Source organism: Syntrophus sp. (in: bacteria), from assembly GCF_040768185.1.
In the GTDB taxonomy this organism is placed as follows: domain Bacteria; phylum Desulfobacterota; class Syntrophia; order Syntrophales; family Syntrophaceae; genus Syntrophus; species Syntrophus buswellii.
In genome coordinates this window covers 38,168-49,976 of record NZ_JAXGNC010000004.1, presented here as the reverse complement: position 1 = coordinate 49,976, position 11,809 = coordinate 38,168, and the positions used below count along the sequence as shown (strand labels likewise).

At 54.9% G+C, this 11,809-nt stretch carries 8 protein-coding genes; 7 read left to right on the top strand and 1 reads right to left on the bottom strand.

The window, feature by feature from the left end; all coding sequences use genetic code 11:
- Positions 1-75: 75 nt before the first annotated feature.
- Positions 76-561 (bottom strand): methyltransferase domain-containing protein, encoded by a 486-nt coding sequence (locus AB3175_RS05840; protein WP_367360142.1) that lies wholly within the window; start codon positions 559-561, stop codon positions 76-78.
- 848 nt (positions 562-1,409) lie between these two features.
- Between AB3175_RS05840 and AB3175_RS05835 the strand changes: the two genes are divergently transcribed.
- The 7 genes from AB3175_RS05835 to AB3175_RS05805 all read left to right on the top strand — a co-directional run bounded on the left by AB3175_RS05835 (position 1,410) and on the right by AB3175_RS05805 (position 11,803).
- Positions 1,410-3,506: a glutamine synthetase III gene (locus tag AB3175_RS05835; RefSeq protein ID WP_367360007.1), complete on the top strand. Its 2,097-nt coding sequence runs from the start codon at positions 1,410-1,412 to the stop codon at positions 3,504-3,506.
- Positions 3,507-3,852: 346 nt separating this feature from the next.
- Positions 3,853-4,467 carry a hypothetical protein gene (locus tag AB3175_RS05830; protein WP_367360006.1) on the top strand — a complete coding sequence of 205 codons (615 nt, stop codon included), beginning with the start codon at positions 3,853-3,855 and terminating at the stop codon, positions 4,465-4,467.
- Between the two features lie 188 nt (positions 4,468-4,655).
- Complete coding sequence (locus tag AB3175_RS05825; protein WP_367360005.1) at positions 4,656-5,444, top strand: enoyl-CoA hydratase/isomerase family protein; 789 nt, start codon at positions 4,656-4,658, stop codon at positions 5,442-5,444.
- A gap of 12 nt (positions 5,445-5,456) precedes the next feature.
- The gene (locus tag AB3175_RS05820) at positions 5,457-5,915 is read left to right on the top strand and encodes a VanZ family protein (protein ID WP_367360004.1); all 459 of its coding nucleotides are present in this window, start codon (positions 5,457-5,459) and stop codon (positions 5,913-5,915) included.
- 198 nt (positions 5,916-6,113) lie between these two features.
- Positions 6,114-8,057, top strand: a complete 1,944-nt coding sequence (gene acs / locus AB3175_RS05815; protein WP_367360141.1) for an acetate--CoA ligase — start codon at positions 6,114-6,116, stop codon at positions 8,055-8,057.
- A gap of 90 nt (positions 8,058-8,147) precedes the next feature.
- Positions 8,148-10,598 (top strand): glycogen/starch/alpha-glucan phosphorylase, encoded by a 2,451-nt coding sequence (locus AB3175_RS05810; protein WP_367360003.1) that lies wholly within the window; start codon positions 8,148-8,150, stop codon positions 10,596-10,598.
- A complete protein-coding gene (locus tag AB3175_RS05805; RefSeq protein ID WP_367360002.1) occupies positions 10,595-11,803 on the top strand; it encodes a PP2C family protein-serine/threonine phosphatase in 1,209 nt (402 codons plus the stop codon). The genes AB3175_RS05810 and AB3175_RS05805 overlap by 4 nt, the downstream gene beginning before the upstream one ends.
- The last annotated feature ends 6 nt before the right edge of the window (positions 11,804-11,809 follow it).

The window sequence follows — 11,809 nt, the reverse complement described above, 5'->3', positions numbered from 1 at the left end:
AATTTTCTAAAGGGCTTTTCCCCTGGCCGGGGCATGGATCAACAATTTTGTTCCAGATGGACATCGGGATGGGAATCAGGCGGGCTTGCGGCAGACAAGCTGGGCCATCGCCCTGGTGGGATTTTCCAGAAGGCCTTCAAAGGAATGGATGATCTCCCAGTCCCTGAACCAGCCAGCCAGTTCCCCGGGCCTCAACAGAAAATCGGGATTGCGGGGGCGGCCGTATCTGGGCTGTTCGATGGTGAACGTTTCATAAATGAGGATTCCTCCCCTGCGGATCGCCCGCCTCAGAGACGGCATCAAGGGCCGGTGGAGGTAACGGAAAACCATGATGGCCCGGTAATAGTCCTCCTGGAGGGGGTTCTCTCCCGTCTCCAGGTCGATTTCCCGGAACTGGACCTGAAGGCCTCTGGCCTCTGCCGATCGCCTGGCGTCTTCCAGCGCCTCCCTGGACTGGTCAGCCAGGATAACCGGCAGGTTCAAACCGGCCAGAAACAGGCCGTTTTGTCCCGCACCGCACGCCAGATCCAGGATGGGGCCTTCGGGTTCCTGCGCCTTCAGAAGGGGTGAAAACTTGACGAGCAGCGGGTTCGGGGCCTTCTCCCCTTGCCTTTATGGTCGTTCATGGTTGATCTCCTCTCATCACGATGGCTTCCCATCCTTTTCTACCATATCCGAAATCGGGCAGGCAAGGCCAATGGCAAATCCCTTCCATAGGGCCGTTCTGGAATCCTTATATTCATTCCGGAATAATTATGTTATGTTCGCGGAAAATTCAGCCTGGAAAGCCATGCCTGAACAAAAATCCCGTCTCAGATTTCCTGAACGACCCCGATCTCTGCCCAAGGCAAACTCTACAAAATGGGAAAGAGGCGAAAACCGTGAGGAGCCATGAGACGAACATCTGTCTGGATTCAAGAACAGAGGGGATCGACCCGGCCGCAATGACAGTATCTTCTTGAGTATTCTCTCTTGTCACGGCCGTCTGAAGATTGCACCCCGGGTCTTTTTCCCTGCTATTTCACCTCCGTGCAGGATGGCAGGAAAGATGCACTTTACAAGCCGGTGAAAAGAACGTTATGGAACAGCCGGTGAACACCGGGAGAATTCCTTCCGTCGACGAAAGAATTCAGACAGGAAAACGGACCGCGGCACATCAGAATTAATGAAGTATTACAAGATGTTGTAACGATATCTTTTTGGAGCATCCCACGGATGCCGAAAAGAAAAGGATTTTGACGCAGAGGGGAAAGGCGGGAAACGCCCGGTGGTATTTAACACAAAAATGTGCACATTCCCTGTTGTCGATACAATAATGTGCGCACTGAAACGGTCGGCTAAGAATAACTCCAGGCTCATGAGGTGAAATTCATGGGCATGATGCAAAAAGGTAAAATAAGGAGATAACGATGGATCTTGCTGAAATTTTTGGTTCTAACGTATTCAGCGATAAAGTGATGAAGGGGCGGTTGCCCAAGGATGTTTACAAGGCGCTGAAGGAAACGATCGAAAAAGACATGCCCTTGCGGCCGGACATCGCCAATGTCGTTGCCAATGCCATGAAGGATTGGGCTGTCGAAAAAGGGGCGACGCACTATACACACTGTTTTCAGCCCCTGACAGGAATACCCGCTGAAAAACACGACTCTTTCATCTCGCCTGCCGCAGACGGCAGCGGAATTGTGGAATTTTCCGGCAAGCAGCTTATTCAGGGAGAGCCGGATGCATCCTCCTTCCCGAGCGGTGGTCTGCGATCCACCTTCGAGGCGAGAGGTTATACCGCCTGGGATTGCACCTCCAACGCCTTTCTGAAGGAGGACGAAAGCGGCAACGTCACCCTGACGATTCCCACGGCCTTTTACTCCTACCACGGCGAAGCTCTCGACAAGAAGACGCCTCTGCTGCGCTCCATGAAAGCCGTGTCCAAGCAGGCCCTGAGGGTTTTAAAGGCCATGGGCAACGTGACCGCAACCAAGGTCACCTCCACCGTCGGCCCGGAGCAGGAATATTTCCTGGTTGACAAGCAGTTCTACATGGAGCGTCTCGATCTGATGCTGGCGGGGCGAACGATCTTCGGCGCGCCGGCCCCCAAGGGGCAGGAACTGGAAGACCAGTATTTCGGCTCCATCAAGGACCGGGTTTCGGATTACATGAAAGATCTCAATACCGAGCTGTGGAAGATGGGCATAAGCTCCAAAACACAGCACAACGAGGTGGCGCCGACGCAGTTTGAGATGGCTCCGCTGTATGCCACAACAAACATCGCCACCGACCACAACCAGCTCGTCATGGAAACCATGCAGAAGGTCGCCCTGCGCCATGATCTGGTCTGCCTGCTCCATGAGAAGCCCTATGCGGGGATCAATGGTTCCGGAAAGCACAACAACTGGTCGCTGTCCACCGATGACGGCACCAATCTCCTGGACCCCGGCCGCACCCCCGGTGAGAATGTCCTGTTCCTCCTGTTTCTGAGCGCCCTGATCAAGGCTGTCGACACCCATGCCGACATCCTCCGGGCGACCTGTGCGTCTGCCGGGAATGATCACCGTCTCGGTGCCAACGAAGCGCCTCCGGCCATTGTCTCCATTTTCATGGGGGAAGAAGTCACGGAAATTCTGGGAAAGCTTTTCAAGGGCGAAAAGGTCGCGGCCAAGGGTGAGCAGTATATGAAGGTCGGTGTGGATACCCTGCCCGAAATTCCCATGGACAATACGGACCGCAATCGAACCTCGCCCTTTGCCTTTACGGGAAACAAGTTCGAGTTCCGGATGGTCGGATCGGCACAATCCATTGCAGGGGTCAACGTGGCCTTGAATACCATTGCCGCCGAAGCCCTCGATGAAATCGCCACCCGCCTCGAAAAGGCCAGGGATAAAAATAAAGAAGCCGCGGCGATCATCAAGGAAATCTACGAGAAGCATCACCGGATCATCTTCAACGGAAACAATTACAGCGAGGAGTGGGTCCGGGAAGCTGAGAGGCGGGGCCTGCCCAATGTAAAAAACTCCATCGACGCCTTGAAGGCCTTTGTCACGGAGAAGGCTATCGGCCTTTTCCGAACGTATGAAGTTCTGTCCGAAAAGGAACTGCATTCCCGCTACGAGATCTATGTTGACACCTATGCGAAACAGATCAACATCGAAGCGCGGGTAGCCATCGACATGGTCAAGAAGCAGATTCTGCCCGCCGGTCTTGAATATGCGACATTCCTGGCGGATTCCATTTCCAGTTTCCAGGCTGTTTCGGTCCGTGCGTCTGTCCAGGAAGATCTGATCAAAAAGCTGGGCGCCCTGCTCTCATCGACCTATAAAAATCTGGCCAGGCTTGAAGAAGCCTTGACAGCGGCTCAGGGGATTTCCGATTGCTCCAGGCAGGCTGAGGCCTATCGTGACAAGGTGTTTCCGGCGATACAGACCTTGCGGACAGATATCGACGGCATTGAGATGCTGATGCCCAGCGACATGTGGCCCATCCCCACGTATGTGGACCTTCTCTTCAAACTGTAAAAGGACCTGCAGACGGGAAAGGCAGGATCATGTCCATGATCCTGCCTTTCCCGTTCGTTCCGGAATCACGCGATGGGCTCTTCGAATCAATGGAGTTCGTTGCAATGCCCTTGAAGTACGCCGTGCGGATTGGAAAACAGGTCATATTCCATTTTTTCTTAGCCGACTACGCCTCACGCCTAATCCATGTTTCCCAAACCGTAGTGAAAATACCTTAAAACTGGTATTGCATTATTTTGAAAATCAGGCTTTTATAGCACAGTGATTGCAAGGTTTGCAGGGAATGTCAACTTCAAGATCCGTGGAACACGCTTTAACTTTGATGGATAAGCCGGTGGGAGGTCTTATGAAAAAGCTTCTGGTTGTTTTCCTGTGGGCATGTGCTCTGTCATTGGGCCTATCGGCAGTGGCAGGGGCCGCAGAGCTTGATTTCGATGATCTCAGCGGGACCTTGACGCCCCTGCCTGATGGTTACGCAGGTTATTCCTGGTCCAATTTTACCTATCTTGACGCTACGGCCTCTCAGTATGCGAAAAGCGGCTACTCCGCGGGCGTGGTGTCGATCAACAACGTGGTCTATAACAGCCAGGCTCGCGATGCATCCATCGTAGCCGATTCGCCTTTCACCTTCAGCGGGGCCTATTTTACAGCCGCATGGAACAATGGCCTTCACATTGAGATCAGTGGATACCGCTCAGGGATGCTTATCGGGTCGGATGAAATTGTCGTCTCTGCCTACGCTCCCATGTGGTATGCTCCAAACTGGTCCGGCGGCGTTGACCGGTTGGCTTTCCACTCTTACGGAGGGACGGGTGTTGCCGCGTATTCCGGCTTCGGAAAACACTTTGCCATGGACAACTTGCGAGTTGCTCCAGTGCCCCTGCCTCCGGCGGCCCTCCTGCTCGCCCCGGGACTGATCGGTATCGCGGTCATCCGGCGACGACGGATCGGCAAGCGGTGAAAGAACAGAATGGCCGAAAAAGGCGGGGTTTCACCCCGCCTTTTTTATTGCCTCCTTACTCCGTTCGGCGGTTGAATCTTTTCTGCAGGATATGATATCTCTCGCGTGACGGGGCAGAGTGCCCTCTGGAAGGGCCGGAGAAACTCTGCGGCAGATGATCAACATGCCACAAAGCCTGGAGAAAAATCATGACTGAAGACCATATCCTGTACAGCGTTGAGGGACATCGCGCCATGATCACCCTGAACAGGCCGGAGGCGAAGAACGCCTTCAGCCCCGAGATGATCCGGCTGTGGCGCCAATGCCTTGAGGAGGCGCGGAGAGACGATCGGGTCAGGGTGGTCGTCATTACGGGGAAGGGGGACACGTTCTGCTCGGGCGGCGATATCCGGGATATGGCCGAGGGGAAACTACGCTCCTGGGACATGAAGAGTTACCTCTGGGAAGGGGTTCATCGCATTGTCCTGACCCTGGAGGACCTCGACAAACCGGTCATTGCGGCAATCAACGGCGCCGCCATGGGCGCGGGCCTGGACATGGCCCTCATGTGCGACATCCGGATCTGTTCGGACAAGGCGAAGCTTGCCGAATCCTATATTCTCCTGGGCGTCGTACCGGGGGACGGAGGGGCATACTTTCTGCCGCGCCTGGTCGGCGTCTCCAAGGCCCTGGAGCTTCTCCTCACCGGTGATGTTCTCTCTCCCGAAGAAGCCCTCCGGCTGGGCCTTGTAAATCGAGTCGTACCCCACGACCGCCTCCTGGACGAAAGCATCGCCCTGGCGGAAAAAATAGCCGACAGGCCGCCGCTGGCTGTCCGGATGACGAAACGGGCCGTCTACCAGGCGCAGACCAGCACCTTGAGGGCGCACCTCGACTACATTTCTTCGCAATTATCCCTCCTTACCGAAACGGAAGATCATCTTGAGGCGGCGAAGGCCTTTCTGGAAAAAAGAAAGCCCGTCTTTCAAGGACGATAGACAGGTGAGCCGGTGAATCATCCGTTTCTTCGATACTGGCTTCCCGTTCTTATCTGGATGGGCGTAATCTTCTCCATGTCCACCGGAACATTCTCTGCGGATCATACATCCCGGTTTATCGGGCCTCTCCTGCGCTTCCTGCTGCCAGGATACCCGGAGCATGACATCGCCGTGCTTCATGGACTCATTCGAAAGGCCGGACACGTCACGGAGTATTTTATCCTGGGACTGCTTTTCTTCCGTGCCCTCCGTGGAAATGCTCGGCAGGGCTGGCAGCTGCGGTGGGCCCTCTGCACGATTCTTGCTGTGGCGGTCTTTGCCCTGAGCGATGAGTTTCATCAATCCTGGGTCGCTTCGAGAACGGCTTCTCTGGTGGATGTGAGCATTGATTCGGCAGGCGGCGTCCTTGCCCTGATCGCTATTCTCCTGAAAAATAGATTTTTTGGACATGCCAACTCCGGACTCGCCTGAGATTGCCTGAGCGGTTTCATATTTCTGAAAAATCTTCTTGAAATAATTAATAATTACAGATACATAATTACATCATGCCGGTCGTGCAATTTCTTCGACAAGAAGAATCCATCAGGAAAAAAGAAGGCCACATTTCCGGTGGCAAAAGAGAAAAGCGAAGAATTTTCCAGTTACAGAGAGGCGTTAAAGGGGGGAGCCATGACGGATACGTTGTTTCCTGTTCCGGATTCCTGGGCAAAAGCGGCCTGGATAGACAATGTTACCTATCGGCGAATGTACGAGCAGTCGCTTTCAGATCCCGAGGGTTTTTGGGGAGAACAGGCCGGCTGCCTCGATTGGTTTCGCCCATGGACGAAAGTGAAGGAGGGATCCTTCGACGGCGATGTCCATATTTCCTGGTTCTGTGGTGGGAAACTGAACGTCAGTTATAACTGCCTGGATCGTCATCTGCCCATGCGTGGCGATGCGGTCGCCCTCATCTGGGAGGGGGACGATCCCGCGGTAAGCAGGTCCTTTTCCTATCGCCAGCTGCATGAAGAGGTCTGCAGGTTCGCCAATGTTCTGAAGTCTTTGGGATTGCGGCGGGGTGATCGCGTCACCATCTATCTGCCCATGATTCCCGAACTGGCGGTGGCCATGCTGGCCTGTACCCGGATCGGAGTCGTGCACTCCATCGTATTCGGCGGTTTTTCCGCGGACTCTCTGGCGGAACGTATCCGGGACTGCCAGGGGCGGGTTTTGATCACTGCTGATGAGGGATTGCGCGGAGGGCAGAGAATTCCCGCAAAAGAGAACGCGGACAAGGCCGTAGAAAAATGTCCCATTGTCGAAAAGGTGATCGTGGTGAAGCGCACGGGCGCCGCCATTTCATGGATACCGGGAAGAGATCTTCCGTGGGGCGAACTTATGGAAAATGCATCGACCGACTGTCCGCCGGAAGAAATGGATGCCGAGGACCCGCTTTTTATCCTCTATACCTCCGGGTCCACGGGAAAGCCCAAAGGCGTGCTGCACACAACGGGGGGCTATCTGGTCTTTTCGGCCATGACCCATAAGCACATCTTCGACTATCACGATGGCGACATTTACTGGTGTACCGCGGACATCGGCTGGGTAACGGGACACAGCTATATCATTTACGGCCCGCTGGCCAACGGCGCTACCACGGTCATGTTCGAAGGTGTACCCCATTATCCGGACTGGTCCCGCTTTTGGAATATCGTTGACAAGCACGGGATCTCCATTCTCTATACCGCTCCGACGGCCATTCGCGCCCTGATGCGCCAGGGCGACGAGCCGGTGCAAAAAACATCCCGCAGGAGTCTGCGACTCTTGGGCACTGTCGGGGAACCCATCAATCCTGAAGCCTGGCTCTGGTATTACGACGTGGTTGGCGAAAAACGCTGTCCCATTGTAGATACCTGGTGGCAGACGGAAACAGGCGGAATTCTCATTTCACCCCTGCCGGGCGCCATGCCCCTCAAACCGGGGTCAGCCGCCCGGCCCTATTTCGGTGTAAAGCCGGCCATCGTTGATGCCGCCGGCAATTTCCTGGAGGGGCCGGCAGACGGCAATCTCGTCATTACCGATCCATGGCCGGGTATGCTGCGAACGATCTATGGCGATCATTCCCGATTTCTCCAGACTTATTTCTCCATGTACAAGGGGGTTTACTTCACAGGTGACGGCGCGCGCCGGGATGAGGATGGCGACTACTGGATTACGGGGCGGATCGATGACGTCATCAATGTATCGGGGCACCGCCTGGGAACAGCAGAGGTGGAAAGCGCCTTGGTGGCTCATCCCGGCGTGGCGGAGGCGGCCGTAGTGGGTTTTCCCCACGAGATCAAGGGCCAGGGCATTTATGCCTATGTGACCTTGAAAGCGGATTGCCCCCCTTCTGAGGTGCTGCGGGAAGAGCTCCTGCTGTGGGTCAGGAAGGAAATCGGGGCCATCGCCGTGCCCGATGTTCTCCAGTGGTCTCCCGGCCTGCCCAAGACCCGCTCGGGGAAGATCATGCGGCGGATCCTCCGTAAAATCGCCGCAAATTCACTTGACGATCTGGGCGATACGAGCACCCTCGCCGAACCTGCCGTCGTTGAGGAGCTGACCAGGAACCGGCCGGCTGCAGCCGGGGGATAAATCAGGCATTGCGTCTCCTTTTTGATTGACAAGATCGGCAAGTCTTATCAGAATGACAGCTTAAATAACGAACCATCGAGGATTCCATCCATGACTCGGAACTACCTGGACAATTCAAGAGCGGCCCTGAAGGAATCGATGGATTATCATCTCCGTTGTTCACTCTGTAGGGAGACTCCATCAAAGGACTATCGGGATCATTTTCTCGCGACGGCTTTTTCCTTGCGGGACCGGATGACGGAGAAGATCCTCCAGACCGAACGGCGCTATCAGGAGGCCGGGGCAAAGAGGGTCTATTACCTCTCCATGGAATTTCTAATCGGAAGGCTGCTGGGCGACAGCCTCTACAATCTAGGCCTTTTCGACCTTTGCCGGGATGTTTTGTCCGAAGCCGGCATTGATATTGATGAGGTCCGGGAGCAGGAAAACGATGCCGGGCTCGGTAACGGGGGGCTGGGGCGTTTGGCGGCCTGTTTTCTCGATTCCATGGCGACACTCGATATCCCCGGGTTCGGTTACGGAATTCATTATGAATACGGCCTTTTCAAGCAGGAGGTCGATAACGGTTACCAGAAGGAAAAACCCGATAACTGGCTGGCGGAATTCAGCCCCTGGGAGATCAAGCGCCCCGACGAGAAATGTATCGTTCCCATCTATGGCCGGATCGAGCACTTTCAGGACCGTGCAGGCGAATACAATCCCATGTGGCTCGACTGGAAGGTGATCATGGGCATTCCCTTTGATATTCCCGTCGTCGGCTACGGGGGGAAGACGGTCAACTGGCTGCGTCTCTACGGAGCCGGTTCCTCCACGGATTTTGATATTCAGATCTTCAATGAGGGGGACTATTTCCGGGCGGTGGAACAGAAGGTTTCCTCAGAAACCATCACCAAGATGCTTTATCCCCGGGATACCCTCAAATCGGGGAAAGAGCTCCGTCTGGTGCAGGAGTACTTTCTGGTGGCCTGCTCCCTGAGGGATATTGTCCGTCGATACCTGAAGGACCATGGTGACTTCGACCGATTTTCCGATTCGGTGGCCATCCAGATGAATGACACCCATCCCTCGCTAGCGGTGGCGGAGCTGATGAGACTGCTCGTCGACGAGTACGCCCTTCCCTGGGATTCCGCCTGGGAGATCACCCAGAGGACGATGGCCTACACCAATCATACCATTCTTTCCGAGGCCCTGGAGAAGTGGCCGGTAAGCCTTCTGGAGCGGGTGATTCCCCGTCATCTCCAGATCATCTATGAAATCAATTCCCGTTTTCTCGCGACAGTGGCCTCCCTCCATCCCAGCGATATCGATCTGATACGCCGGATGTCGCTTATCGAGGAAGGCGAAAACAAGCAGGTCCGAATGGCCCACCTGGCCATGGTGGGTTCCCATTCCATCAACGGCGTCTCGGCCCTCCATACGGAAATACTGATGAAGAATAATTTCTCCGATTTCCATGCCCTTTGGCCGGAGCGCTTTGTGAGCATCACCAACGGAATCACCCAGCGACGCTGGCTCCTCAAGTCCAATCCGCAGTTAGCCGGGCTGATATCCGAAAAGATCGGGGATTCCTGGATAACCGATCTTGCTCAACTCAAGCGGCTGGAGTCCTGTGCCGATGACCCGGACTTCCAGGACCGGTTCCGCGGGATTAAGCGGGCCAACAAGGAGGCTTTGAGCAGGATCATATCGAGAACCGCCTGGGTTTCCGTCAATCCCGATTCCCTGTTCGATGTCCACGTCAAGAGGATTCATGAGTACAAACGCCAGCTGCTGAAGATCATGCATATCATCTATGAGTATCTGCAGATTGTCCGGGGAGAAAAAACCCCGACGGTCGCCAAAACCTATATCTTCGGCGGCAAGGCCGCGCCCGGCTACTGGGTGGCGAAGCAGATCATCAAATTGATCCACAACGTGGGACAGGTGATCAACTCGGACAAAAGGCTGCAGGACATCATGAAGGTTGTCTTCCTGCCCGATTACCGGGTGTCGCTGGCGGAGAAGATCATTCCCGCGGCGGATCTCAGCGAGCAGATCTCCATGGCCGGCACGGAGGCCTCCGGAACGGGGAATATGAAATTCATGCTGAACGGCGCGCTCACCGTGGGAACGCTTGACGGCGCCAATGTGGAAATGCTCCAGGAGTCGGGGGAGGATAACATCTTCATCTTCGGGCTGAAAGCCGGGGAAATTGAAGAGATGCAGAGGGCAAACACCTATCGTCCGACGGAGTACTACCGGAGCTATCCGGAAATCCGCATGGTGGTCGACACCTTTCGCGATAATGTCTTCTGCCCCTCGGAACCGGGACTCTTCCAGTGGATCTACTCCCGCTTCATGCATGAGGAAGACACCTACTTCCATCTGCCGGACCTTCTCGAATACATCCGTATCCAGGAAAAAATCGAGGAGGAATACCGAGATACGGCCTCTTGGACCAAAAAGGCGATTTTCAACGTCACACGGTCGGGAAAATTCTCCAGTGATCGGGCCATCTCCGAGTATGCGGGTCTTATCTGGAAGGTGGAAGCGGTTAAATGAGGAGGCTGAAAGATCGGATCCTGATCATAGATGACAGCCTGGATTTCAGGGCGCTGCTGGCCAGGCTGCTCAAGGCGTCGGGTTTTGAAATGATGGAAGCCGAGAGTGGCGAGGAGGGTCTGCAGAAAATCGGAGAATTTCAGCCGGATCTCATTCTTCTGGATATCATGATGCCGGGTATCGATGGATACGAGGTTTGTGAGAGAATCAAGGCCGATCCCTGCTTTCGGGATATCCCCATCATCTTTCTGTCCGGCAGGACCGATGCAGCGGACAAAATCCGGGGGCTTGCCATCGGCGGCGCCGACTACATCACCAAGCCGTTCGATCGGGGCGAGGTGATCGCCCGCATTGAAAATCAGCTCAAGATCCGAAGACTGACCGACGAGCTGATCGCGACCAATGCCGAATTGACTGAAAAGCAGAAGAAGCTCGACGAAGATCTTCAGGCCGCTGCCGGAATTCAGCAGAACCTGCTGCCCCGCAATCCGCCGGAGGTCGACAATCTGGACATCGCCTGGAAATTCATGCCCTCCGAGCAGATCGGCGGCGACATCTTCAATGTGCTCCGCCTGGATGAGGATCATCTTGGCTTTTACATGATCGATGTGAGCGGGCATGGAGTTCCCCCTGCCCTGGTGACCTTTTCCATTTCCCAGACCCTTCAACCCCACATGGGATGCACCATCAGGAAAAGGCCCGGTTTCACCCCGGATCATCAGGTGGTTTCTCCCGGTGAGGTTTTGAAGTCGCTGGACGAGGAATATCCCTGGGAACGCTTTGAGAGGTTTCTGACCATCATCTATCTCATTGTCAATATCCGGAATGGTCATATGATCTACAGCAACGCCGCCCACCCACCGCCTATTCTCCTTCACGCCGATGGAGCCCTGGAGTTGCTGGAAGAGGGTGGGACGATTATCGGGCTTGATGGGATCCTGCCCTTTGAGGAAGGGGAGAAGATCTTATCGCCTGGCGACAAGATTATCCTCTATACCGACGGAGTGTTTGAATTCGTGGATTCCAGGGGGGAAATTTTCGGTGAGAAGCGGTTTCATGAACTTGTAAAAGGCCTCTACAGGCTTCCCATCGGCGCCGTCCTTGACGAGATTGTCCTGGCGATTGAGCGGTTCGTTCAGGGGGCCAAGCTTCAGGACGATGTCAGTCTGCTGGGGATCGAATTCAAAAACGGGAAATGTCAGTGAACATAT